At 61.1% G+C, this 23,840-nt stretch carries 23 protein-coding genes and 2 tRNA genes; 8 read left to right on the top strand and 17 right to left on the bottom strand.

Annotated elements, in window-relative coordinates; all coding sequences use genetic code 11:
- From ACIOJF_RS14745 to ACIOJF_RS14725, 5 genes are all read right to left on the bottom strand, one after another.
- On the bottom strand, positions 1-223 hold a 223-nt coding region (locus ACIOJF_RS14745; RefSeq protein ID WP_400291624.1), incomplete at its 3' end, for a hypothetical protein.
- A 43-nt stretch (positions 224-266) separates the two neighbouring features.
- Positions 267-1,214 carry a 23S rRNA (guanosine(2251)-2'-O)-methyltransferase RlmB gene (gene rlmB / locus ACIOJF_RS14740; protein WP_105658780.1) on the bottom strand — a complete coding sequence of 316 codons (948 nt, stop codon included), beginning with the start codon at positions 1,212-1,214 and terminating at the stop codon, positions 267-269.
- A 50-nt stretch (positions 1,215-1,264) separates the two neighbouring features.
- The gene (gene cysS, locus ACIOJF_RS14735; RefSeq protein ID WP_105658781.1) at positions 1,265-2,716 is read right to left on the bottom strand and encodes a cysteine--tRNA ligase; all 1,452 of its coding nucleotides are present in this window, start codon (positions 2,714-2,716) and stop codon (positions 1,265-1,267) included.
- A gap of 87 nt (positions 2,717-2,803) precedes the next feature.
- A complete protein-coding gene (gene ispD, locus ACIOJF_RS14730; protein WP_402741803.1) occupies positions 2,804-4,030 on the bottom strand; it encodes a 2-C-methyl-D-erythritol 4-phosphate cytidylyltransferase in 1,227 nt (408 codons plus the stop codon).
- A 119-nt stretch (positions 4,031-4,149) separates the two neighbouring features.
- The gene (locus ACIOJF_RS14725) at positions 4,150-4,635 is read right to left on the bottom strand and encodes a CarD family transcriptional regulator (RefSeq protein ID WP_038993823.1); all 486 of its coding nucleotides are present in this window, start codon (positions 4,633-4,635) and stop codon (positions 4,150-4,152) included.
- A 353-nt stretch (positions 4,636-4,988) separates the two neighbouring features.
- On the opposite strand from ACIOJF_RS14725, the gene ACIOJF_RS14720 reads away from it, so the two are divergent.
- Positions 4,989-5,528: a hypothetical protein gene (locus tag ACIOJF_RS14720; RefSeq protein WP_105658783.1), complete on the top strand. Its 540-nt coding sequence runs from the start codon at positions 4,989-4,991 to the stop codon at positions 5,526-5,528.
- Positions 5,529-5,611: 83 nt separating this feature from the next.
- Here the strand turns inward: ACIOJF_RS14720 and ACIOJF_RS14715 are convergent, their stop codons facing one another.
- A complete protein-coding gene (locus tag ACIOJF_RS14715; RefSeq protein WP_105658784.1) occupies positions 5,612-6,292 on the bottom strand; it encodes a response regulator transcription factor in 681 nt (226 codons plus the stop codon).
- Positions 6,289-7,503 carry a cell wall metabolism sensor histidine kinase WalK gene (locus ACIOJF_RS14710; protein WP_388024205.1) on the bottom strand — a complete coding sequence of 405 codons (1,215 nt, stop codon included), beginning with the start codon at positions 7,501-7,503 and terminating at the stop codon, positions 6,289-6,291. The genes ACIOJF_RS14715 and ACIOJF_RS14710 overlap by 4 nt, the downstream gene beginning before the upstream one ends.
- Before the next feature lie 227 nt (positions 7,504-7,730).
- On the opposite strand from ACIOJF_RS14710, the gene phoU reads away from it, so the two are divergent.
- The gene (phoU, locus tag ACIOJF_RS14705; protein WP_105658785.1) at positions 7,731-8,384 is read left to right on the top strand and encodes a phosphate signaling complex protein PhoU; all 654 of its coding nucleotides are present in this window, start codon (positions 7,731-7,733) and stop codon (positions 8,382-8,384) included.
- Between the two features lie 469 nt (positions 8,385-8,853).
- On the opposite strand, the gene ACIOJF_RS14700 is transcribed toward phoU, so the two are convergent.
- The 4 genes from ACIOJF_RS14700 to ACIOJF_RS14685 all read right to left on the bottom strand — a co-directional run bounded on the left by ACIOJF_RS14700 (position 8,854) and on the right by ACIOJF_RS14685 (position 11,775).
- A complete protein-coding gene (locus ACIOJF_RS14700) occupies positions 8,854-9,156 on the bottom strand; it encodes a DUF4193 domain-containing protein (RefSeq protein WP_038993831.1) in 303 nt (100 codons plus the stop codon).
- 198 nt (positions 9,157-9,354) lie between these two features.
- Positions 9,355-10,101 (bottom strand): phosphoglyceromutase, encoded by a 747-nt coding sequence (locus ACIOJF_RS14695; protein WP_105658786.1) that lies wholly within the window; start codon positions 10,099-10,101, stop codon positions 9,355-9,357.
- Positions 10,102-10,229: 128 nt separating this feature from the next.
- Positions 10,230-10,547 (bottom strand): DUF2516 family protein, encoded by a 318-nt coding sequence (locus ACIOJF_RS14690; RefSeq protein WP_105658787.1) that lies wholly within the window; start codon positions 10,545-10,547, stop codon positions 10,230-10,232.
- 70 nt (positions 10,548-10,617) lie between these two features.
- Positions 10,618-11,775, bottom strand: a complete 1,158-nt coding sequence (locus ACIOJF_RS14685; protein ID WP_332728479.1) for an aminotransferase class I/II-fold pyridoxal phosphate-dependent enzyme — start codon at positions 11,773-11,775, stop codon at positions 10,618-10,620.
- A gap of 147 nt (positions 11,776-11,922) precedes the next feature.
- Between ACIOJF_RS14685 and tmk the strand changes: the two genes are divergently transcribed.
- The 5 genes from tmk to ACIOJF_RS14660 all read left to right on the top strand — a co-directional run bounded on the left by tmk (position 11,923) and on the right by ACIOJF_RS14660 (position 16,464).
- Positions 11,923-12,576, top strand: coding sequence for a dTMP kinase (tmk, locus tag ACIOJF_RS14680; protein WP_402741802.1), 654 nt, complete (start codon positions 11,923-11,925; stop codon positions 12,574-12,576).
- Positions 12,573-13,727, top strand: a complete 1,155-nt coding sequence (locus tag ACIOJF_RS14675; protein ID WP_332488258.1) for a DNA polymerase III subunit delta' — start codon at positions 12,573-12,575, stop codon at positions 13,725-13,727. The genes tmk and ACIOJF_RS14675 overlap by 4 nt, the downstream gene beginning before the upstream one ends.
- A gap of 23 nt (positions 13,728-13,750) precedes the next feature.
- Positions 13,751-15,286 (top strand): alpha/beta hydrolase, encoded by a 1,536-nt coding sequence (locus ACIOJF_RS14670; protein ID WP_402741801.1) that lies wholly within the window; start codon positions 13,751-13,753, stop codon positions 15,284-15,286.
- Between the two features lie 82 nt (positions 15,287-15,368).
- Positions 15,369-15,440 (top strand) — tRNA-Thr (locus ACIOJF_RS14665).
- Between the two features lie 271 nt (positions 15,441-15,711).
- Complete coding sequence (locus ACIOJF_RS14660) at positions 15,712-16,464, top strand: YqjF family protein (RefSeq protein WP_402741800.1); 753 nt, start codon at positions 15,712-15,714, stop codon at positions 16,462-16,464.
- 79 nt (positions 16,465-16,543) lie between these two features.
- Here the strand turns inward: ACIOJF_RS14660 and ACIOJF_RS14655 are convergent, their stop codons facing one another.
- The 5 genes from ACIOJF_RS14655 to ACIOJF_RS14635 all read right to left on the bottom strand — a co-directional run bounded on the left by ACIOJF_RS14655 (position 16,544) and on the right by ACIOJF_RS14635 (position 21,573).
- Positions 16,544-17,386, bottom strand: coding sequence for an aldo/keto reductase (locus ACIOJF_RS14655; RefSeq protein WP_105662502.1), 843 nt, complete (start codon positions 17,384-17,386; stop codon positions 16,544-16,546).
- 68 nt (positions 17,387-17,454) lie between these two features.
- A complete protein-coding gene (locus ACIOJF_RS14650) occupies positions 17,455-17,904 on the bottom strand; it encodes a hypothetical protein (RefSeq protein ID WP_105662501.1) in 450 nt (149 codons plus the stop codon).
- A gap of 153 nt (positions 17,905-18,057) precedes the next feature.
- A complete protein-coding gene (locus ACIOJF_RS14645) occupies positions 18,058-18,249 on the bottom strand; it encodes a YbdD/YjiX family protein (RefSeq protein WP_073707480.1) in 192 nt (63 codons plus the stop codon).
- A gap of 2 nt (positions 18,250-18,251) precedes the next feature.
- Positions 18,252-20,486: a carbon starvation CstA family protein gene (locus ACIOJF_RS14640; protein WP_388024215.1), complete on the bottom strand. Its 2,235-nt coding sequence runs from the start codon at positions 20,484-20,486 to the stop codon at positions 18,252-18,254.
- A gap of 109 nt (positions 20,487-20,595) precedes the next feature.
- Complete coding sequence (locus ACIOJF_RS14635; protein WP_402741807.1) at positions 20,596-21,573, bottom strand: NAD(P)H-quinone oxidoreductase; 978 nt, start codon at positions 21,571-21,573, stop codon at positions 20,596-20,598.
- Positions 21,574-21,635: 62 nt separating this feature from the next.
- Here ACIOJF_RS14635 and ACIOJF_RS14630 point away from each other — a divergent pair.
- Positions 21,636-21,723: transfer RNA gene (locus ACIOJF_RS14630), tRNA-Ser, on the top strand.
- A 49-nt stretch (positions 21,724-21,772) separates the two neighbouring features.
- On the opposite strand, the gene ACIOJF_RS14625 is transcribed toward ACIOJF_RS14630, so the two are convergent.
- Positions 21,773-23,788, bottom strand: a complete 2,016-nt coding sequence (locus ACIOJF_RS14625; RefSeq protein WP_402741799.1) for an FAD/NAD(P)-binding protein — start codon at positions 23,786-23,788, stop codon at positions 21,773-21,775.
- Positions 23,789-23,840 lie beyond the last annotated feature (52 nt).

Below are 23,840 nucleotides of genomic sequence, written 5' to 3'. Positions count from 1 at the left end.
TCACCCCGCCGTTTCCGTTTCGCCCTTTCAGGCTGTCCGGATCAGCGGCGCGAGATAAAACTCTACACGGGTTCAGCCACGACGCAAAATCGGCCAGTTTCCATGCTTTTCTGCGCAGAATCCCCGGAATCATGCGGATTCCCTGCGGTCCAAGGTGAATATCGGCTAAAAACAACGGAAAATTGTTGTTATGAAGCAGGTCACCCCAATGAAAAGGGGCCATAACTTGCCTTGGCAAGTTATGGCCCCTTCACGGTGCTTGGAGACTACTTGGACTGTCCAGCGCGCAAACGCGATACCTCGTAGAGCGAGATGCCAACAGCCATCGAAGCATTCAGCGATTCCATTGCCGAGTCGATTGGAATCGAAACGATGGCGTCGCAGTTTTCGCGGACCAGCCGGGACAGGCCCTTGCCTTCGGAACCAACCACGATGCACAGCGGGCCGGTAGCCAATTCGAAGTTCGGAAGCTCCATGTCGCCACCGGCGTCGAGGCCGATCACGAAAATGCCAGCAGCCTTGATTTCTTTCAGTGCGCTGGTCAGGTTGCTGCACTTGGCTACTGGTACGCGTACAGCTGCACCGGCGCTGGTCTTCCATGCCGAAGCGGTCATGCCGACGCTGCGGCGCTCTGGAATGATCACGCCGTCTGCGCCGAAGGCCGAAGCCGAACGGACAATCGCACCCAGGTTACGCGGGTCGGTGATGCCATCCAGTGCCAGGAACAGCGGCTGGGTCCGGGTGTATCCCTTGTCGAAGTCCTTGATGGCCTTGGTAGCCAGCTGGACTGCATCCTTGTATTCGTATGGCGGGATCTGCAGGGCCATGCCCTGGTGGATCGCGTCATCGGTCATGCGGTCGAGCTCGGGCTTGGATGCTTCCATCAGCGGGATGCCCAGCTCGGCAGCCAGCTTCAGGGATTCGCGGACGCGGTCATCGACGTCGATGCGGATGGCAACGTGCAGCGCCTTGGCAGGGATGCCGGCGCGCAGCGCCTCAACGACGGAGTTGCGGCCGGTGACGAATTCGGCGTTAACCTTGATGCGGTCGGTTCGGCGGCCGGTGCTGCGCTTGGCGGCCGAGCGCTCAGAGAGCTGCTTGGCACGGTAAGCCTTGTGGTACGGGCGGTCCTCCGCTTTGGGGGTCGGGCCCTTGCCCTCGAGGGAACGACGTCCCTTGCCACCACTACCCTTGGTTGGGCCCTTTTTGTTCATTGGTTCATGTCCTTTAGTTTTGAGTTCGTTGGTGCCGCGCGTGTTCGCGACTAGTTGTCCAGAGTCCAGCGAGCGCCATCGGCCGAGTCCGCCACGGTAATGCCAGCGGATGCCAGCGCATCGCGGATGGCGTCGGAGCGTGCCCAGTCCTTGGCAGCGCGTGCTTCGGCGCGTTCAGCCAACTGGGCCTGGATCAGCTGATCCAGGGCTGCGTGCTCTGCAGAAGATTTCGAGCTTTCATTGCTGCCGGCATCATCCAGGCCCAATACCTGGGTCATGGCCAAGACCTGGCCCAAGGCCTTGGCAGTGGCAGCGTCGTCACGGCTATCCAAGGATGCATTGCCCAGCCGCACGGTTTCATGCAGCGCGGCCAGCGCCATTGGAACGTTCAGGTCATCATCCATCGCGGTGCCGAAAGCTTCCGGAACCCCGGTGGCCACGATCGACTCGGCGACGGCACCCAGGCGGTAGCGCGCGTTGGAGATGAAGGTGTCGATGCGTTCGACCGCTGCCCCCGCTTCGGTCAGCGAGTCCGGGCGGTAGTCGAGCATCGAACGGTACTGCGCCTGGCCCAGGAAGTAGCGCACCACGCGGGCGTCGGCCAGCGCGAGCATTTCTTCCGGGGAAATGGTGTTCCCAATGGACTTGGACATCTTCTCACCCTCATAGGTGACCATGCCGTTGTGCATCCAGAAGTTTGCAAAGCCGTGGCCAGCCGCGTTGGACTGGGCCATTTCGTTCTCGTGGTGCGGGAAGCGCAGATCCAGTCCGCCGCCATGGATGTCGAATTCGCTGCCCAGGTACTTGCCAGCCATCGCCGAGCACTCAAGATGCCAGCCCGGGCGGCCGCGTCCCCAGGGGCTTGGCCAGGAAGCGGTCAACGGATCGGTGCCCTTGTAGCCCTTCCACAGCGCGAAGTCGCGTGGATCCTTCTTGCCGCGCGGATCCGAATCCGGCGCGTCCTGCATATCTTCGATCTTCTGGCGGGTCAGTGCGCCGTACTGCTCATAGGAGCGCACGTCGAAATAGACATCTCCGGAGCTGTCGGCCGCCGGGTAGGCATGGCCGCGTTCGATCAGCTGTGCAATCAGCTCATGCATTTCGGTGATGTGGCCGGTCGCGCGGGGCTCGTAAGTCGGGCGTTGGACACCCAGAGCCTCGTAAGCCCGTGCGAATTCCTGCTCGAAGCGGTACGCCAGGGCGAACCATTCTTCGCGCGGCTTGTAATGGGCATCCGCCTCGAAGTCCTCGGCGAAGGATTTCGCCGACTTCTCCAGGATCTTGTCATCGATGTCGGTCACGTTGCGGACGGTGGTGACGGCAAAGCCGCGGTATTCGAGCCAGCGCACCAACAGGTCGAAGACAATGGCGCTGCGGACGTGGCCCACGTGCGGCATGCCCTGCACGGTGGCGCCACAGTAGTACAGCTTGACTTCGCCTTCCGCCAATGGCTGGAAGTCGCGTACGGATGCTGTTTTGGTGTCATAGAATCGCAGGCTCACGCCTTTAAGGTTATCCGATGGATGCACCCTTTGTACTTCACTTGTGACACTCTCGATGATCGAAGCCCCGCGGTTGCGCCAAGGGGCCTAGCCCGATACCGGGTAGACCAGTGCGGTGGCATAGGCTGTCACGCCCTTGCCTTCCCCCTCGTAGCCCAGCCCGTCGCTGGTGGTCGCAATGACGCTGACTGGGGCGCCGATAGCCTCGCTCAGCACTTTGCTGGCTTCTTCGCGGCGCGCGGCAAAGCGCGGGCGGCGGCCAACGAACTGCACCGCGACATTGCCGATTTCGAATCCCGCCTCCCGCACCAGGCGCGCGGCTTCTGCAATCAGGCTCACACCGCTGGCCCCGGCGAATTCCGGTCGGTCCACCCCGAAGTGCGTGCCCAGATCGCCAATGCCCGCCGCGGAGAACAGCGCATCGCAGGCCGCGTGCGCTACCGCGTCGCCATCGGAGTGGCCCGAAAGCCCGGTGTCTTCCGGGAAGTGCAGTCCTGCCAGCCACATTTCGCGAGTCGGGTCTTCGCTAACCGCGTGAACATCGATGCCGTTGCCGACTCGTGGCAGGATCATGGTTTCTTCCTTTGCGCTTGGGGTGGCCGCGGGCTGGTTCGCCGCGAGCTTGCCTGCCGCGTCGAGATCTCCGGGATAGGTGACCTTCATGGCTTGCTGCGATCCCGGCACCACATGGACTTCGGCTCCGAAAGCCCGCACGATCGACGCGTCGTCGGTAACCTTCTCCAGTTCTGCCTCGGTGCAGCCATCCAGTTGGGCATGGGCATCGCGCAACAGCTGCGCGTCAAAGCCCTGCGGGGTTTGCACCGCGCGCAGGATGGAACGTGCCGGGGTTTCCTTGATGATTTCGTGCTCGCCGGCGGCATCGAGCTCCACCACGCAGATGGTGTCGGTGACGTTCAACGCCGGGATGACGGCGTTGCACTGCTCGTCGGCCAGAGCGCCAAGCACTTGTTCATGCAGCTTCGCCGGGGCAAAAGCACGGGCGGCGTCATGGACCAGAATGTTGGTGGCGGCGGAACTGGCTACAGCCAAGCCGGCACGGACCGACGCGGCGCGGCTGGCGCCACCGGGCACGGTGCGCACCTTGTCCCCGTACTGCGCCATGGCCGCGGCCAGGCGTTCGTCCTGCGGCGGGGTAACCACGATGATTTCGGTGATCTTCGGAATTCCCAGCGCCCGGTCCACGGCATGTTCAGCCAGGGATTTTCCGGCCACCTGGACCATCGCTTTGGGAAGGCCAGCGCCGAGGCGGGTTCCCATTCCAGCAGCCACGAGGATCAGGCTTGAGTTATGCACTTCGCTTTGCTTCACAGCGCCCAGCTTATCGTGCCGCGCGGTTCGGCCTTGGCCGCTTTAACGCCAAAAGCCGTGAAACGCTTGGGAGCGTTTCACGGCGATGCGTTACCGGAACGGGGCTAGGCCGAAGCCAGAACCTCGTCCAAGAGGCCTTCTGCCTTGGCCTCGTCCAGATCCTTGGCCAAGGCCAATTCACTGATCAATACCTGGCGAGCTTTTGCCAGCATGCGCTTTTCGCCTGCCGACAGGCCACGGTCATTTTCTCGGCGCCACAAGTCGCGGACTACTTCTGCAACCTTGATGACATCGCCGGAAGCGAGCTTCTCGACATTTGCCTTGTAGCGGCGCGACCAGTTGGTCGGCTCTTCGGTAAATTCAGCACGAAGGACATCGAACACATGGTCCAAGCCTTCCTGACCTACCACGTCACGTACGCCAACAAGATCAACGTTCTCAGCAGGAACCTCGATGGTCAGGTCGCCCTGAGCCACCTTGAGCTTGAGATACATTTTCTCTTCGCCCTTGATCTTGCGCATCTTGATCTCTTCGATCATCGCGGCACCGTGGTGCGGGTAGACAACAGTCTCGCCAACCTCAAAAACCATGTGGATAAACCCCTTTCCCACGCCCTAGTCTACCATGTTTGCTATTCCGGATCCTGCGACTGTGCCCCATATAACCGCGAATTCACGCGGAAATGCCTCTTCCACTTGCAAGAGAAACATGCTATGAAGAAGGTAGGGCAGTCGACTGCGCACCAACCCCCTTCCCCACATCGGTTGTCTACAACTTGTCGAAATGCGTGTGTTGCACGTCGCTAAATCGCGTCTTTGCGTGAAAAACAGCTAGGCTTAGAGGTAATCGTGGTCCAATTTTCGATTGCGCCTGCCCTAGGTGCATTCGATTAAGCAGACCACGAACCGAAGCAACTCATTTTTCTCACCGAGGAGTTAGTGTCGTGATCACCGCACGCATGACCGCTGGACGTCGCATTGCCGCGTCCCTCGCTGTGGCTGCCCTGGCATTCGGTGTCACCAGCTGTGGCGCCATCAACGAGCAGGCCACCAACACCGACTACGCCGCCAGCGATGGCGTCAACGTCGATGTCGCAGACGCAAAGGTCCGCAACCTGATGTTCGTCACCAACAGCGACGACACTGAAGCCCGCCTGATCGGCTCCGTAGTCAACGCCGGCGATTCCGCGCTGACCCTGTCGGTCAAGGCTGACAACGCAGCACCTGTCTCCATCCAGGTTCCTGCAGACGGCACCATCAAGCTTGAAGAAGACAAGAACCAGCAGATCATCAAGAACATGGGCATCGCAGCTGGCGAACACGCCGACTCGGTCTTCACCGTTGCCGGTGAGAACGTGGAATTCAGCGTTCCAGTTGTCGATGGCACCCTGGCTGAATACCGCGACTTCGTACCAGGCGGTGCTGACCAGTCGGTTACCGAGCACCTGATTCCAGAAGAGACCCACTCCACTTCGGGCCACTAAGCTTCGCGCAAGACAAAACAAGAGCCTCTGGCAGAATCGAAAGATTCTGCCCGAGGCTCTTGCCGTATCCGGGCTCTTTGGCTTTAGACCACGAACTTGTAGCCCAGCCCGCGCACGGTCACCAGGCGTTCGGGCACCGCCGGGTCGACCTCGATCTTGGAGCGCAGGCGCTTGACGTGCACATCCAAAGTCTTGGTGTCCCCCACGTAGTCGCTGCCCCAGACGCGGTCAATCAGCTGGCCTCGGGTGAGCACTCGACCGGCGTTGCGCAACAGCATTTCCAGCAGCTCGAATTCCTTCAGCGGCATGGATACCTCGGTGTTGTCGACCGAGACCACGTGGCGTTCCACGTCCATTCGCACCGGACCGGCGGTGACCACATTGCTGATCAGTTCTTCGCCTTCGCCCTGGCGGCGCAGCACAGCACGGATGCGGGCCAGCAATTCGCGGGAGGAGTACGGCTTGGTGACGTAGTCGTCGGCGCCGAGCTCCAGGCCGACGACCTTATCGATCTCCGAGTCCTTTGCGGTGAGCATGATGACCGGGACCTGGCTGTTCAGGCGGATCTGGCGGATCACTTCGGTTCCGGGCTGGCCCGGGAGCATCAGATCCAGCAGCACCAGGTCTGCGCCATGGCGTTCGAACTCGGTCACGGCCTTCAGACCGTCGTCGGCGATCCGGACTTCGAAACCTTCGCGTTCCAGCAGGTAGGACAGCGGGTCAGAGAGCGATTCCTCGTCCTCAACGATCAATATGCGGGTCATCGGCGTCCTCCTTCACGATCGGACGCATTCGTCTCGATCGTTCGTTCCTTCATCGTCTGGCCGGCAAGCACATTGCTGGTCGCCGGTTCTTCGTCCGCTAGGGGAAGTCTTAGGGTAAATGTGGATCCGTGGCCCGGCTGCGACCACAGCGACACTTCGCCGCCGTGGTTGGCCAGCACGTGCTTGACGATGCTCAGCCCCAGGCCGGTGCCCCCGGTCTGCCTCGAACGTGCGGAGTCCACGCGGTAGAAGCGCTCGAAAACGCGTTCCTGCTCTTCGGCCGAAATCCCGGGTCCCTGGTCGGTGACCGAGATCTGCGCATAGCCATCACGCTGCCGGATGCCCACGCCTACCGTGGTGTTCTCCGGGGAGTAGCGGATGGCATTATCGATCAGGTTGCGGATCGCAGTCATCAGCAGGTCCGCATCGCCCAGGATCGGCTCCTCGAGATGTCCGCCTACGGTGATGGCGATGCCCTTTTCCTCGGCAATCAGGTGGCTGCGGTCAACTGCCTCGGCCACGACGCTGTCGATATTCACTTCCTGGCCCTGCACGATGGCATCGGATGCCTGCAGGCGGGAGAGCTCGATAATGTCCTGGACCAGGGCGGCCAGGCGCCGCGATTCCTTGTCCATCCGGGTGGAGAAGCGGCGTACCGCCTTGGGGTCATCGGCAGCCTCGGTAATGGCCTCGGCCAGCAGGCCGATCGCGCCGACCGGAGTCTTCAGCTCGTGGGAAACGTTGGCCACGAAGTCGTTGCGCATCGCTTCGGTACGGGTGATTTCGGTACGGTCGTCGGCCAGCAGGAGAATGTACTCGTCGCCCAGCGGTGCCACGCGCACATGGACAATCAGCTGCCCGGCACCCAGCGTGGAGCGTTGCAGCTCGTACTGGCTTTCGGCAATCACGCCGTCGGCGCGAACCTGCCGCACCAGCGAGAGCAGTTCGTTGTGGACGAGCGTGTGTCCTCGCACCAGTCCGTAGGCGTAGGAAGCGGGGTTGGCCCGGACCACCCCGTCGACGTCATCAAGGATCACGAAGGCGCGTCCAATGACCGACAGGACGGCGGCGGCTCCCTCGGGGAGCACGGGTTCGTCGACCTGCGGCAGCTTCGAGGAGCGGTTCTGGGAAAGCCGGAAGGCGATGACGCCAACGATCCCCAGAGCCAGGCCGAGGACGCCGGCTATAAGAGTCGAGATCACTTCGTTCACATCTTTAGACTAGCTTCACCTTTGGGTGGCACCGGCCCTAAATGACGTGATTTAGTCGATTTCGGCGCGCTGTTCACCAAACGTTCACCTTTCGTGGCATATTCGTTAATCACCCGCTGACAAGCTGGAGCAAGACCCTCCACCATGCCACAAAACTGTTTCGGGGCGGTTGGCTGCCACGGCAGTCCACCATCCGGCATGGATACCGACACTCGAAAGGAACTGCTGTGCGTAAGGTATTTCAAGCAGACCTGCAGCAAATTGGCGAAGAACTCATTGAGATGGCCAACCAGGTCGCAACCGCAATGGATCGAGCTTGGGATTCGCTAGCCAACGTCGACGTCGAGCTGGCCCAGGAAGTCATCGCAGCGGACGCGAAGATCGACTTCCTGCAGAACCAGCTCGATGAGCGCGCTATCGATACCTTGGCTTTGCAGGGACCGGTAGCCAGCGATCTGCGCATGATCGTCGGTTCGCTGCGCATGAGTGCTTCGCTGGAGCGCATGGGCGACTTGGCACGCCACTTGGCGCAGCTGGCCCGCCTGCGCTTCCCCAACCCGGCAATCCCAGCCAGGATTTCCGACACCTTTGCCCAGATGGCAAAGATCGATATTGACATCGCCAAGGCCGTTGCGCGTTTGCTCGACACCCGCGATCTGCAGATCGCTACCGAAATTATCGAGCTGAACCACCAGCTGGATCGCTTGCACTCCAGCGTCTTCACCCTGGTCGCGGCCGACGACTGGGATGCCAATGCACCCACCACCGTGGACGTATCGCTGACCAGCCGCTACCTTGAGCGCTTCGGCGATCATGGTGTGTCCGTAGCTCGCAAGGTCACCTATCTGGTGACCGGCGAATGGGACCCCACCGAGATCTAGGTCCGCGGACCCAAGCTATAAGGCTGCGCCCTGGCGCCTGCCATCCGGTACCACCGGATGGCAGGCGCCATTTTTGCTCTCCAGCTCATTCAGCAATGGAACCGCGGATTACGGCAACGGGCCGGAAGGCTGGAAGCACTGAAACTGGCTGTCCGGGGTCCAGGATGCCTTTCGCGTCGAGGCGCGAACTGGGTACCGCGCCGCGGCCCGCGGCCCCGTTGGCATGGCAGTGCTGCGCCTCGTCCGGCCATGCAGCTCCACGCGCTCCCGGTGAGCGCACATCCAGCCATTGCCCCGGCAGGATGCCAGCGGACGCACGACGCAGCGCTGGGCAGCCCAGGGACCGTCGTTGGAGTCCGGTCCCATCCGGGGAATCCAGCCCGTTAAACCAGCAGAGGGCAGTCCACCGATCGGTGGACTGCCCTCGCAGGTTGTTGGCGCGCAAGTGGCGCCAGCGTCTAGCGGGCTTCTAGCCTTCGCACTCGACGCAGAAGCCTACATTGCCCTCTTCGCGCACCAGCTGCGAACGGTGGCGAATCAAGAAGCACGAGCCGCAAATGAACTCGTCGTCTTTCTGCGGAATGACCGTAACGGTCAATTCCTCGTTGGATAGATCCGCACCTGGCAGATCCATGCCATCGGTGTGGTCGGTCTCGTCGAGCTCGCGCACCACCGACTTGGCGTCCGGTGCGTTTGCGGACTTCACCGCATCCAGAGAAGCCTTACGTGCCTCAGCAACGTCTGGGCGGACTTCATCGTAATCAGTTGCCACGAATTGCATTCCTAACGTGAGCCATTGAGCCTATTCGAAATAGGAGATTACAGCATACTAATGCCAAAAATACAATCGTGCGCAGTTGTTTCGCTCACAGCCGGATGCTTGGCGTTACCTCGGCGTTAACAAGCGGACGGCGGCATCGCGAACTACTGGCGAGTAGCCAGCAGCCTCGATGCCGCCGAAAAGCGTATCCTACTTGCGGCCTTGGTTGGCAACGGCCTTGATGGCGTCCGCAGCGGCTGCTGGATCCAGGTAGGTTCCGCCCTTGGTGATTGGCTGGAAGTTGTCATCCAGCTCATAGACCAGCGGGATGCCGGTTGGGATGTTCAGGCCAGCAATGTCTTCATCGCTGATGCCATCCAGGTGCTTGACCAGCGCACGCAGCGAGTTGCCGTGGGCGGTGACCATGACGGTCTTGCCTGCCGACAGGTCGGCCTTGATGTTGTTCTCCCAGTAGGGAAGCATGCGATCCAGCACGTCCTTGAGGCACTCGGTGCGTGGGGCGGAGTCGCCCAATGCCGCATAGCGCTCGTCGTTGATCTGGCTGAACTCCGAGGAATCATCCAGTGCTGGTGGCGGGGTGTCGTAGCTGCGACGCCATTCCATGAACTGCTCTTCGCCGAACTCAGCCAAGGTCTGCGCCTTGTCCTTGCCCTGCAGCGCACCGTAGTGGCGCTCGTTCAGGCGCCAGTCGCGGTTCACCGGGATCCACGAACGGCCAGCGGCTTCCAGGGCCAGGTTCGCGGTAACAATGGCGCGGGTCAGCAAGGAGGTGTGAAGCACCTCCGGCTTGTAGCCAGCTTCGGTCAGCAGCTGGCCGCCGCGGGCAGCTTCAGCACGGCCCTTCTCGGTCAGCGATACGTCGTACCAACCGGTGAACAGGTTCTTTTCGTTCCATTCGCTCTGTCCGTGGCGAAGCAAAATCAAAGTGTGGCTCATGTAATCCATCCTAACCAATGCGCAAGCCTGCTCGTGCGAAAGTTAAGGCCCGTGATTAAAGTGCGAAGACCTGCAGTCCGCCAAGATGCGGATGCAGGTCTTCGGGAAAACTTGGTGCCTTGGCACGCCTAGTAGTTGTACCAGCCGCCGCCTTTGCCGCTGACGGCAGGCTTGACGTCCGCGAGGTACACGCAGGCGATGCAGGCGCCGATCAGCTGCAGGAAGCCGATTCCGCCCTGGCTGAAGATGCCAAGCAGTGCCACGGCGGTGCTGGCGACGGTCAGTCCAAGCCAGAACCCCTTGGTGCGCTTGCCTTCCTGGGCGAAACGATCTGCGCCATGACGCAGGCAATCAACCAAAGCCCAGACGGCGAGCGCAACGATGACAATGCTCAAAGCGATCATCATGTAGTACTCGATTATTTGGGCCATGCGCAACATGTTCATGCTTGTACTCTACCTTTTTGGCGCAAATGATGGGCGCTGTGCCACGCGCGGAAATCAGCGCCCGCGGGCATCAAAGCCGGTCCAGCGCTTGCTGCAGATCGGCCCAGAGGTCTTCCACCTCTTCAATGCCTACTGACAGTCGGATCAGGCTGGCCGGGACGCTGGCCGGCTCCGAAGCGTGGCGGGCCCGGCGCTCGGCCAGGGACTCCACGCCTCCAAGCGAGGTAGCGCCGGTGATGAGCTGGAAGGCTTCCAGTACCCGGTCTGCTTCTTCGGCGGTGCTTCCCGCTTCAAAGGCGATCACCGACCCAAACCCGCCCATGAGTTCCGCAGCGCGTGCGTGGCCCGGATCGTTGGGCAGTCCCGGGTAGCGTACGGCGTGCACCTTGGGATGTGCCGCGAGGCGTTCTGCCAGCACCTGGCTGTTTGACTGCGAACGCTGAAGGCGCACGGCCATGGTGCGCACCCCGCGTAATGCGAGGAAGGTATCCATCGGGCCGGCGATCGCGCCATGCAAGGTCCGGTACCCATGCAGGCGGCTGTGGAGCTGCTCGTCGCTGGTGACCAGCGCGCCCATGATCACGTCCGAGTGGCCCGACAGGTACTTGGTCACCGAGTGCACTACAAGGTCGGCACCGTGGACCAGCGGCTGCTGGAGCAGTGGGGTGGCAAAGGTGTTATCCACGATGCTCACGACGTTCTTCGCTTTGGCGGCAGCCAGCAGGGTCGGCAGGTCGGCAACTTCCAGCATCGGATTGGTTGGCGATTCCACCCAGAGCACATCGGCCCCCTCCAAGGCAGCGAGCACTTCTTCGGTGTTGGCAATATCCACCGGGCGAATGCGCAGCCGTCCCGCCTCTTGCAGCTCTGCGCTCAACGCCAGCGAACCGTTATAGGAATGCTGCGGCATCACCAGCACGCCGGCCTCTGGCACGATGCTCAGTGCGGCGGCAATAGCTGCCATGCCCGAGGAGAACACCAGGGCAGGCAGCGTTGCCGCTTCGAGCTGGCCCAGTACTTCTTCAAACGGATCCCAGGTCGGATTGGAGAAGCGCGCATATACGCGTTCACCCGGCACCGCCTGGCCTTTGGAGTGGTAGGTCGAGGTGAAGGTCACCGGGTGGTTGACTGGAGCATCGTACCCATGGGCCGGACGCCCACCGGCAACGAGCAAAGTTTTCGGATCCCAGGCCGGATTGGCGCCTGATTCTGCGGTGCGGGGGTTCATGGAAAAAACTCTACGCTTCCTTTGACGCTGCCAGCCGGTGGATTTCACTACATTTCATCTGACTGATCCACCACACTGGGTGCATTTTCGTTGCACATCCTGCCGTTGCAACGCACATCTTTAAATGTCCTTGGATAGGCTAGTGGGGTGAGTATCGAATCGAGTACCCCAACCCGTGGCTTGTTCATCGTTTTTGAAGGCGGTGACGGCGCTGGGAAGTCCACGCAGGTCGCCCTGGCCCAGCAGTGGCTGGAGTCCCGTGGCGCCAAGGTCACCACTACCCGTGAGCCAGGCGGAACCCAGATCAGCGAAGAGCTGCGTTCCTTGGTGCTCGAACACGGCCACGGCGAGATCGATGCCCGTACCGAGGCCCTGATTTACTCGGCGGCGCGTGCCGCCCATGTCCAGCAGGTCATCTCCCCCGCGCTGGATGCCGGAACCCACATCATCTGCGACCGATTCGTTGATTCCTCGCTGGCTTACCAGGGCATGGGCCGTGCCCTCGGCTTTGATGCCGTCGCATCGATCAACGACTTCGCAACCGGCGGACTGAAGCCGGATGCCACCATCATTCTTGATATCTCCGCCGCGCAAGGACGTGCCCGGCGCATTGCGGCCAGCGGCGGCGTGGAGGATTCGGATCGCTTGGAATCCGAGCCGGATGATTTCCATGAACGCATCCGCAACGCCTTCCTCGACTTGGCGACCCGTGATCCGCAGCGCTATCTGGTCCTGGATGCCACCGCCAGCGTGGAGCAGCTGCACCAGTCGGTTGCGCAGCATTTGGCAGGCCTGCTGTGACCCGGCCGGTCTTCGCAGAACTTGCCGGGCAGGAACGTGTCATTGCCACGTTGACCGCTGAGGTTGATCGCGGCAACCCGACCCATGCCTGGCTGGTGACCGGTCCCCCGGGATCGGGCCGTACCACCGCGGCGCGGGCTTTCGCGGCAGCTTTGCAGTGCACCCAGGCCCCGGCCGGCTGCGGGCAGTGCGCCAACTGCAAAATGGTCATGAATTCGGAGCACCCGGATGTGTCCTTCGTATCCACCGACAAATTCGAGTACCAGATCGCTGACGTCCGCCATCTGATTACCCGTGCACAGGAAAGTGCTGGCACCGGCCGCTGGCGCATCATCATCATCGAAGATGCCGACCGCATGTCCGAGCGCAGCACCAACGTGCTGCTCAAGGCCATTGAAGAACCGCCCGCCAAGATGATCTGGATCCTGAGCGCCCCGTCTCCTGCAGATGTCCTGGTGACCATTCGATCACGGTGCCGCGCGGTAAATCTCTCCGTGCCGTCCACCCAGGATGTTGCGGATCTTCTGGTGCGCCGTGACGGGCTGGAACCGGAACAGGCGCTGTTCGCTGCCCGTGTCTCACAGTCCCACATTGGCGTAGCCCGTTTGCTGGCCCGTGACGAGCAAGCACGCATCCAGCGTGAAAAAGTCGTTACCCTGCCGTTGCGCACCACCACCTTGCCGCAGGCGATGGCCGCTGCCGCAGAAATTTCCAAACTGGCCAGCGAGCGTGCCGAGAACATTACCGGCACCGATCTGCAGAACAAGATTGCCCAGCTGCGCCACGCCAACGGCTTGGGTCCAGAGGAGAACATCCCCGCTGGATTGCGTGGACAGTTCAAGGCGCTGGAGGATGATGCCAAGCGATTCGCTCGGCGTGCGGCTTTCGATGCCTTGGACCGTACCCTGACAGACCTGACCACATTCTTCCGCGATGTTTTGAGCATCCAGCTGAAAACCGGAATTGAGCTGATCAACGAGCACCTGCGCGAGCAGCTCGAACGTTTCGCAGCGGAACAGTCCAGCGAGAAGTCCTTGGCCCAGCTTGATGCCATCAATGAAACGCGCAGCCGCTTGGCTGCCAACGTCAACCAGCTCATGGCCCTGGAAGCACTCATGACCCGTTTGCTGCCGCAGCCGGGACGCCGTTAACCCATCACAAGGAGACACTAAAAGTGCCTGCACGCTCACCGATGATGCGCTTGGCCGCAGTGGGGACCGCTCTGGCTTTGACCCTGGCCGGCTGCTCTTCCACTACAGCGGATTCGCAGTCCGGCGCATCGGATGCGTCGCAGTCCGCGCCCAACGCCAGTACGCCGCAAGGATTGGAATCCTTCTACAGCCAAGACCTCGATTGGGAAGAATGCGGCAGCATCATCGAATGCGCCACCATAGAGGTTCCGCTGGACTATGCCGATCCCGAAGGCGAGAGCATTGATCTGGCGTTGAACCGCCGCGCAGTGGACGGAGCGACAGGCAATCTGCTGGTAAACCCCGGCGGCCCAGGCGGATCCGGCCTGGATCTGGTGGCGTCCTCGGTACCAGGCATGTTCAGCGCTGACCTGCAGCGCGCCTACAACGTCATCGGATTCGATCCGCGAGGCGTGGGAGAAAGCTCCCCGGTCACCTGCCAAAGCGGTGCCGAGACCGATGAGGGACGCCAGGAAAACCTGCGGGCTTGGGTTCCTGAAGACCAGGACGAAATTGTCGAGGATACCGAGGACTACGCAGCTGACTGCGCGTCCAATACCGGCAATCTCCTAAGCCACGTCGATACCGTTTCGGCAGCGAAGGACATGGACGTGATCCGTGCTGTGCTCGGTGATGCACAGCTGGACTACCTCGGTTTCTCCTATGGAACCTTCCTCGGAGCAACCTACGCTGATTTGTTCCCTCGGAATGTGGGTCGCTTCGTACTCGATGGCGCCATGGATCCAACCAGCACAGCTTCGGACCTCACCTTGGCCCAGGCCGTTGGCTTCGAGAAGGAGATCGACGCGTGGCTCGCCAATTGCCTTGAAAGCGGTGAGTGCCCGTTCACTGGAACCGTTGAAGAGGCCAAGGTGCAGCTGCAGCAGTTCTTTGCGCAGGTGGAGAACGAACCAATGACTGCCAGCGACGGGCGTGCAGTGCCGATCATCGACTTCATCAACGGCTTCATCTTGCCGCTGTATGACGATTCCAGCTGGCCCATTTTGACCGATGCGATGAACGCTGCCGTCAACGACGCGGATGTGGATATGATCCTCGGCTTCGCGGATCTCTCGGCGGACCGCGAGGGCGACGGCACGTATGCATCGAATTCCACCGATGCTTTCACCGCCATCAATTGCCTGGACCGTCCAATGGACGCCAGTCCAGAAGCGATGCAGGCCGAAGCAACAGAGTTGATGCGTGCGGCCCCGACCTTGGGCAAGTATCTCGCCTACGGCGGCATCACCTGCGAGGCCTGGGACCACGATGCCACTGGCAAGCCTGAGGTCCTCGACGCGGAAGGCTCGAATGAGATCCTCGTCATTGGCACCGTCGGCGATCCAGCTACCCCCTACGCATGGTCTGAGGCATTGGCGCAGCAGCTGGATAACGCGACCCTGCTGACCTATGAAGGCCATGGCCACACCGCATATGGACGCTCCAATGAATGCATTACCAAAGCGGTGGATAAGTACCTGATTGACGGCAAAGTCCCCGAAGCCGGCACCCGGTGCTGATTGGGCTTGATGATGTCATCGCCGTTTTGACGTTCAGACAATTCCTCGGATAAAGTGACGTGGTGCCTGTTTGCAGGTACAGGCCTCCTTAGCTCAGGGGTAGAGCAGCTCCCTCGTAAAGAGCAGGTCGCCGGTTCAAATCCGGCAGGGGGCTCGTTGTGAAGAAAACCCCGGAATCGCGCTTGCCGCATGATTCCGGGGTTTTCGCAATTTTCAATGGATTTTCATGACTGGTCCCGGGGTCTTCGATTCCCACGCAGTCCATTCTTATCCCGCATCTTGCCCAACGGCGCTTTTGGATATTCAATTAGGCCAGAGCCGGCAAACGATTCTTCACTCCGCGATCAGCAGATCATCGATCCTGGTTCGCGACCGGCAATAGCGGTATAAGCCTTCGACAGCAATTTCCAAGGAATTCCAAACTGATGCAATCCTTGCAGTACTCCCCTGAACCGCCATCGCTAGGCGGCAACGCGATCATGCGCCAACGGTGGAGCGAAGTAGCGTTCCTGCATTGGCGGGTTAGCCCGGATGAGGTGGCGCCGTACATGCCCGAAGGATGCCGGCCAGATATTGTCGCCGGCAGCGCTTGGGTGGGCCTCGTCGCTTTCCAGATGTCGCGCAGTGCGTTCTTCTCCGGTCCTGCGATTCCGTGGTTGGGTGACTTCCCGGAGATCAATGTGCGCCTCTATTCCGTTGATAATCAAGGACGCCGCGCAGTGGTATTCCTGAGCCTTGAAGCAACACGCCTGCTACCTGTGCTCATGGCGCGGGCAGTCTTCGGGTTGAAGTACCAGTGGTCGTCCATGAAGATCCTGAAGAAGGCCGGCACGATCAGCTATGCAACACGGCGCATCGGAAATCCGAGCGCACGTTCCCGCATCGTCGTGCGTCCGGTAGAAGCTTCTGCCAGTGCCGATCCAATTACCCCGGGTTCGCAGACCGCCATCGCGCTATCGGCACAGTGGGCGTTCCACCAGCGGCATCTTGGGCGCACCTTGCACTGCCGGAACCACCATGAATCGTGGCCGCTGCAACCTGCACAACTCGTTGAATTCGACGATGGACTGCTGCGTGCCGCCGGTTTCGCCACTCTCGCTGATCGAGCTCCTGACTCGGTTCTGTACGCCGAAGGCGTCGATACGCTGTTCGCTGCACCAACCGTACCGGACTGCTAGAGGCCAGGCACAAGGCAGTTGCGGCAGAAGGCTCCCGGTTTCGGAAGAAACCGGGAGCCTTCTGTTCTGCCTAGCTTTTTTACTCGAAGTCGGCGGTTGCCGGGTCAGCCGAGATACGGCCTTCCGCTCCGCGGTCCAGGGTAGCGATGGCAGCCAGATCTTCCTCGTCCAGATGCACGTTCAGCGATTCGAAGTTCTCGACGATGCGCGATTCGGTGGTCGACTTCGGGATGACCACGTTGCCTACCGCCAGGTGCCACGCGATGACTACCTGCGCCACCGATGCTTCATGCTTCTTGGCGATCTCCACCAGCACTGGGTCGCTGAGCAGTTCGCCGCCGTGGCCCAGCGGGGACCAGGACTGGTGCAGGATGCCGTGCTCGGCCTCGTAGGCGCGCAGCTCGCCCTGCGGGAAGTACGGATGGGTTTCGACCTGGTTGATCACCGGGCGGACGCCGGTTTCGGTGTAGAGCTCTTCCAGTGCTTCCTTGGTGAAGTTGCAAACGCCGATGGACTTGGCCTTGCCGTCCTTCTGCAGCTGGATCAGTGCCTTCCAGGTGTCCACGTAGGTGCCGCGCTTGGGCTGCAGCCAGTGGATCAGGTACAGGTCGACGTATTCCAGGCCGAGCCGTTCCAGCGAGGCATCCGCTGCGGCGAGGGTCTTCTCGAAACCCTGGTCCGAGTTCCAGACCTTGGTGGTGATGAAGAGGTCTTCGCGCGGCACGGTGCTGGCTGCAACTGCGCGGCCGACACCAGCTTCGTTGCCATAGATGCGTGCGGTGTCGATGTGGCGGTAGCCGGCGTCGATGGCCTGGCCAACGACTGCTTCCGCGTCCTCGTCGGCGACCTTCCAGACGCCGTAGCCAAGCTGGTCGATGGTGTTTCCGTCAAGGAACTTCAGTTCAGGAATTGTTTGGGTCATGCAACTAATTTAGTCCACTGATGCGCCCTGCGCGGTGGAACACCACGCGAGCGATCGGGAAAACCCAATTATTCGCTGGAAGCGAGCAATTGCACGGCCCGGCTGACGTCTTCTTTCACCAGCATGGCACGATGGCGCACGGCTTCGATATCGATCGGCTTGCCGGCTTCGGCCTGCATGCGCATCATCGCTACGACCTGTGCGGTCGTCGCCAAATCGTTGGCGGCCTTAGTCAGCGAACGATGCGCCGCAGAGGTCAGCTGCGGGATCGTGTCGTCATTGCTCGGGGTGATCCGATGCGCCGCACAGCAAAGCTGGCGCACGGTCGGCAACAGCACAGCCATCTCATTGGCTTCTCGGACCAGCTGGTTGTAAACCTGGTCATCATTGATGCCCTCTACCACCTGGAAGACCCGGTCCAATGACCGCTGGAAACGGTCATGGGCGCGACGCCAGACGCCCTCGCCAAGTTCGCGAGCAGCAGCACGCTCAGCGCGCAGTCGTGAAAAGAACGCCATTACACTTCTCTGCCGGTGGTTTCCGATGAATTACTGGTTCTAGCCTACCGGGATCACCGCAGTGTTCCCGGCAGCGGGGTCGACATAAAACGAAACCGGCCGCGAGCCCCATCCGCTTTCGCCAATGGTTCTCACGGCCGGTACCAGTCGCGTTCAGCAGCAACGCCCTTCAGGATTCTTTTCCTGCCAGTCGGTGTAGTCCTTCCAGAATTCGCGCTCGGTCATTGGCTTGGCGCCAGGATGATTGCGTTCGTGGTGTTCCAGGTAGTGCTGGTACTTGTCGGCCCCGAGCACCCCGTCGACAAACTTCTTGGCTTGCCCCAGGCGTTCCAAAAGCGTCGCCATGGCTAGTGGCCGCCTCGCTGGACTTGGGCTTCGGCAGGGATTTGCTTCCAAGCCTTTTCAAGTTCCTTTTCGGCAGGCGACGAGATCAAGCCGGCGGGTGCGTACATCTTCGATGGCACGGCAGGATCCTCGGTGCTGTTGCCACCACCGCTCTGCTTGGCCTTGGCGGTTGCGACAACCGCCGAAACCAGCACGATGGCGGTCAGTACCAGGAAGACCACGGACAGCCAGCCCTGGACACCGGTGTTGCGGACCACGGCCTCCATGGCTTCGACGCTGCCCGCCGAGCCGAGGGAAGTCTCGCCATTGGCCAGAGCTTCCTTGTAGGCGTTGTGGTTGGCGAAGTAGCCCACCTTGGTATCTGCGGAGAAGATCTTCTGCCAGCTCGCGACGAAGGTGATCACCACGGTGAAGGCCAGCGGCAGAGCCACGACCCACAGGTACTTGAAGTTGTTCTGCTTGGCGATGATGGTCATCACCACGGCCAGCGCTATCGCAGCCAGCAGCTGATTGGCGATGCCGAACAGCGGGAAGAAGGTGTTGATGCCGCCCAGGGGATCTGTCACGCCGAGGATCAGGATGTAGCCCCAGCCGGCAACCATGATCAACGTGCACAGCCACACGCCCGGACGCCACGAGGTGTCCTTGAACTTCGGGAAGAAGTTGCCGATGGTGTCCTGCAGCATGAAGCGCGCAACACGGGTACCGGCGTCAACCGCGGTCAGGATGAACAGTGCCTCGAACATGATCGCGAAGTGGTACCAGAAGCCCATCATCGCGGTGCCGCCGAACCACTGGTGCATGATGTGCGCAATGCCCACAGCCAGGGTCGGAGCGCCACCGGTACGCGAGACAACCGAGCTCTCGCCCACGTTATTGGCAAGTTCGGTCAGCTGGTTTGGATCCAGGCTAACGCCGGCCAAACCCAGCGAGTTCACGAATGCCGCCGCGGTTTCCACCGTGCCACCGGTAGCGGCAGCCGAGGAGTTCATCGCGAAGTAGATGCCGCGGTCGATGGAAATCGCTGCAACCAGCGCCATGATGGCGACCATGGACTCCATGAGCATGCCGCCGTAGCCCAGGAAGCGGGTTTGCTTTTCCTTCTCGACCAGCTTCGGGGTGGTGCCCGAGGCGATCAGTGCGTGGAAGCCCGACAGCGCACCGCAGGCAATGGTCACGAACAGGAATGGGAAGATGTGCCCGGCAACGACCGGGCCATCGGCACGGCCAGCGAACTCGGAGAAGGCCGGAACATCGATTTCCGGGCGGACGACGATGATCGCCACGGCCAGCAGGCCGATGACGCCGATCTTCATGAAAGTCGACAGGTAGTCGCGAGGAGCCAGCAGCAGCCATACCGGGAGCACCGCGGCGATGATGCCGTAGATGATGATGGCCCAGGCGATGGTGGTGCGATCCAGGTGGAAGAACTCGGCACCCCACGCAGACTCGGCAATCCAGCGGCCGGAGATGATCGCGAACATCAGCAGCACGAAGCCGATGATGGAGATTTCCAGGACCTTGCCCGGGCGGATGAACCGCAGGTAGATGCCCATGAACAAGGCGATAGGGATGGTCAGGCCCACCGAGTAGACACCCCAAGCGGACTCGCCCAGTGCGTTGACGACCACCAGCGCCAAGATGGCGGTAATGATGATCATGATAGCCAGGGTGGCGATCAGGGCAGCGGTGCCGCCGATCAGGCCCAGCTCTTCGCGGGCCATCTGGCCCAGCGAGCGTCCGCCACGGCGCATGGAGAAGAACATGACGAGATAGTCCTGGACCGCCCCGGCCAGCACCACGCCCACGATAATCCAGATGGTGCCTGGCAAATAGCCCATCTGCGCTGCGAGGATCGGTCCAACCAGCGGACCGGCGCCTGCGATGGCGGCGAAGTGGTGGCCGAAGAGCACGCGGCGATCGGTGGGAACGAAGTCACGGCCGTTATTGACCGATTCGGCCGGGGTGGCCCGGAAATCATCCGGTTTGGCGATCTTGCGCTCGATGAACTTCGAGTAGAAGCGGTAGGCAATCAGGTAGGTCGCAACAGCGGCGAAGACGAACCAGATGGCATTGATGGTTTCCCCGCGCGAGAAGGCGAGAATCGACCATGCGATTCCGCCGACCAGCGCGATGGCAACCCAGATGGCGATCTTGGCGGGGGTCCAACGCTTTTCTTCGCGTTCGGCAACCTCAGGATCGACACCCGCTGGTGGCAAGGTATTTTGGGTACTCAAATCGAGCAACCTCCTAGGAACAGTGCAAGTGATGTGCGCGACCAGCGGTTATTAGGCTAGTCACGCATTAATGACTACTGAGTCACCTTACAACTGGTTTCCCGCTGCTTTAAACCTCTATGACAACTTTTCCCGTATGTTCACCGGAATCGAAGTATTCGTGGGCAGCGGCCAGCTCCGGGAATCCAAAGGCCTTGGTGACGTTCAGTGCCAGTTTCCCCTGTTCCAGCAGCGGCATCACGCGGGTAATGGTCTGGCGAACGATCTCCGCCTTCTCATGCAGCGGGCGGGAACGCAAAGTTGTGCCGATGATCCGCGCCCGCTTGCTCATCAGCAGGCCCAAGTTCAGTTCTCCCTTGGCTCCGCCTTGCAGTCCGATGACTACCATCCGTCCGCCGACGGCGAGCGCCTTGACGTTCTCCCCCAGGTATTTGGCGCCCACGACATCCAGGATCAGATCCACGCCCCTGGCGTCGGTCAGTTCCTTGACGCGTGCAGAAAAGTCCTCTTCCCGGTAGTTGATTCCCTCGTCGGCGCCGAGGGCACGGCAGTAGTCCAATTTCTCTGCCGAGGAAGCGGTGACGATGACGCGGGCGCCAGCGGCCTTGGCGAGCTGTATGGCCATGGAGCCGATGCCGCCGGCTCCGCCATGGATCAACAGCGTCTGGTCTTGGCCTAGTCCGCCTTCGATGAAGAGGTTGGAGACCACGGTGGCGGCGACTTCCGGCAACCCGGCGGCTTCGATGCTCGAAACCGTTCCAGGGATTTCGATGAGCAGTTCTGCCGGAACATTGACGTACTGCGCATACCCGCCAGCAGCGAGCAGGGCGGCAACTCGCGCTCCCGGTTTCCATCCGCTGACGCCATCGCCGATCTCCACGATGCTGCCCGAGACTTCCAGCCCGGGGATATCGCTGGCTCCGCGAGGTGGCGGATACACTCCCTTGCGCTGCTGCACATCCGCGCGGTTCAGTCCGAAGGCCTCGACCTTGACCAGCACTTCCCCAGCTGCGGGGACCGGCATTGGCCGTTGGACCAGTTCAAGGACTTCTGGCCCACCGGCACGGTTGTAGATATAGGCGTTCATAACGTCGTTCATGGCCTTCAATTCCTTTCAACAGGGGTTCATGCCGTATACTTTTTCGGGTTGGATGGTTGTCCGAGCGGCCGAAGGAGCTGGTCTTGAAAACCAGTAGGCGGCAACCCCGTCTCATGGGTTCAAATCCCATACCATCCGCGCTTTTCGAGTTTGGCGGGCTGATCCTTGGATCAGCCCGCCAAACTGCTTAATACTGCTCCGCGCTTAATCTTTCGTTGGCGATCAGCCCCGCCAGGCGAGCCACTTCGTTCACTACGTTGGCTGCGTCTTGCAAGGTTCGGGCCGCGGGGTGGCGCAGGTCGCCCGCTTGCGCGGCAATAGCGGTCCCCCACTGCGCTGATGACAATTGCAATCCCAGCACGAATAGCCCGCGGTGCGCCAGCCCATCGCTGTTGACCAGACGGTATGGTTCACCGACCACGTCGAAACCGGATCCAGGCAGGCTTTCGCCTTCCGTGTTCTTCCAAGTGTGCACGCGCGCTACGTGATCTCCCAAGAGCTGCTTTATCAGCGCCGCGTTATTTTGCAGCACGCGGTTACTGGGCATCATCGCTTCGCACATGGTCTTCGCAGTGTGCACCTCCGCATCTACCCAGGGCGAGGATGCGGTGAATTGCTCGGAAACCTCGTCGAAGCCGAACTCCGGGTCCGGACCAAGGAAGGTTACTATCCCGGCGCGCGAGAGCGCCAGCAGCTGTTCAATGCGTTCGAGCGGCGGGCCTGAGGACAGTCCTTCGACCAGTGGTTCGAAGTGCGCTTGGATTTCTTCAATGCGCGACTGCTCGTCGATCACGCCGGAAGCAATCAGCTCCTTGACCAGCATGCGTCCGGCATTCATCGTCATGATGGCGCATGACAACGGGTCTTCTAGCCCGCCGGTGCTGTGCCGGGCATTGCCCACGAGGTAGTCGCGTACTGCCTGCTGGTATTGCTCATCGGAGCTGAACCCGAGTTCTTCAAATGGCCTTGCCAGCTTTGGCACATCGAGCCACTGCAACTGCGGGAACTGCCCGACGAACTTGCGCAGTTCGCTAAGCCACACTTGGCTTCCTTCATGGTGCTCCGCAGAGAGGATCGCGTCGAGCTGATCAACGAATTCTCGCTCATCGAGGCCTTCCGGGGCACCATGCGCGCGAGCGCAGGTGCTGTAGTAGGCGAACAAGATGTCCCGGTGCAGTTTGGGCCAAATATGGCGTGAGAACACCAAGGAGGAGGCAGGGTTGGTGGCGCGTGCTTCGGCAAGGCGCCCGATGAGTTCCGGAACGTCGAAGTAGCGTAGTTCAATTTCATCAGGAATGAACTGCTCCACTACTGGCTTGCCCCAGTAGGGGGTACCGCGGCGCGAAGCTACGATCAGTGCCGGCTCCCGGCCTGAGCCGATGTACTGCAGGCGATGCCCCGGCTCGGTGCTGGCCTCACGGAAAATCCCGCCGCGGCCTGCCGTCAGCTCGACCATGCCGTCAAAGAAATTCAAGCCCAACCCGCGGATCAACGCAGGCTGGCCTTCCTTGAACTGGGAGTAGTCGAGGTCCGCTGGAACATTCGGTGGCAGGTAGGTGGCCCCGGCTTGGGAGGCAGCTTCCTTGAGCTGCTTCTGCCATGGGTTCAGTTCTGCCGGCTGGTGGCCCAAGGCCAGCACCACAGCGTCAGCGGCCAGCTGACGGGTTTCGGCACCCTCCAGGTTACTGCGGAAATCGATCTGATAGGCGTTGCCGACGGGGCGGACCGCAACGACTTCTGCGGCTACATGTTCGATGCTGAAATTCTCGTGGGTGGCAAGTATCGCTGCGCTGCGCTCATACACGTGCTCGAGGTACTCGCCATAGATTGCGCGTGACGGATAGGAGCCGGGTTCAATTTGCCCGATCAGCTTGGCATGCTCATCGGTGAGCTTGCGTCCATCGCCGCGCAGTGCGACGAACTGGCGAAAGCTCAACCCCGGTTCATCGCCCAACCGTTCGGGGGCCACTGTCGGAAATGATGACGGGGTGTTCATCAGGAAATGCTCCGACTGTTTCGGGTTCCACACGTGGCCGGAGCCCGGAGGGAACGGATCAAAGACCGTAACTTTCAGAACGGTGCCTTGGGCCGGGAGTTTCAACGCCAAGTTAGCGAGTCTTTCAACCACGCTCGTGCCGCGTGGGCCTGCCCCGACAAGGGCCAGGCTGAACTCGTTCTTTGGTGTTGCTATCTCGCTGTTCACTCCTCTAGGTTATTACCTTTGGAACAGGGCATGGGCCAGACGCATAGACTAT

Source organism: Glutamicibacter sp. NPDC087831, from assembly GCF_044742845.1.
Classification (GTDB): domain Bacteria; phylum Actinomycetota; class Actinomycetes; order Actinomycetales; family Micrococcaceae; genus Glutamicibacter.
The sequence above is the reverse complement of the archived record's forward strand: the minus strand, read 5'-3'. Positions and strand labels throughout refer to the sequence as shown.

What these genes read in the sequence shown, in the direction of transcription:
- rlmB (WP_105658780.1), bottom strand. Translation starts at nt 1,214, where the DNA reads ATGAACAAAAAGGGCCCAACCAAGGGTAGTGGTGGCAAGGGACGTCGT.
- ACIOJF_RS14725 (WP_038993823.1), bottom strand. Translation starts at nt 4,635, where the DNA reads ATGGTTTTTGAGGTTGGCGAGACTGTTGTCTACCCGCACCACGGTGCC.
- ACIOJF_RS14715 (WP_105658784.1), bottom strand. Translation starts at nt 6,292, where the DNA reads ATGACCCGCATATTGATCGTTGAGGACGAGGAATCGCTCTCTGACCCG.
- ACIOJF_RS14695 (WP_105658786.1), bottom strand. Translation starts at nt 10,101, where the DNA reads ATGAGCCACACTTTGATTTTGCTTCGCCACGGACAGAGCGAATGGAAC.
- ACIOJF_RS14690 (WP_105658787.1), bottom strand. Translation starts at nt 10,547, where the DNA reads ATGAACATGTTGCGCATGGCCCAAATAATCGAGTACTACATGATGATC.
- ACIOJF_RS14685 (WP_332728479.1), bottom strand. Translation starts at nt 11,775, where the DNA reads ATGAACCCCCGCACCGCAGAATCAGGCGCCAATCCGGCCTGGGATCCG.
- ACIOJF_RS14660 (WP_402741800.1), top strand. Translation starts at nt 15,712, where the DNA reads ATGCAATCCTTGCAGTACTCCCCTGAACCGCCATCGCTAGGCGGCAAC.
- ACIOJF_RS14655 (WP_105662502.1), bottom strand. Translation starts at nt 17,386, where the DNA reads ATGACCCAAACAATTCCTGAACTGAAGTTCCTTGACGGAAACACCATC.
- ACIOJF_RS14650 (WP_105662501.1), bottom strand. Translation starts at nt 17,904, where the DNA reads ATGGCGTTCTTTTCACGACTGCGCGCTGAGCGTGCTGCTGCTCGCGAA.
- ACIOJF_RS14645 (WP_073707480.1), bottom strand. Translation starts at nt 18,249, where the DNA reads ATGGCGACGCTTTTGGAACGCCTGGGGCAAGCCAAGAAGTTTGTCGAC.
- ACIOJF_RS14635 (WP_402741807.1), bottom strand. Translation starts at nt 21,573, where the DNA reads ATGAACGCCTATATCTACAACCGTGCCGGTGGGCCAGAAGTCCTTGAA.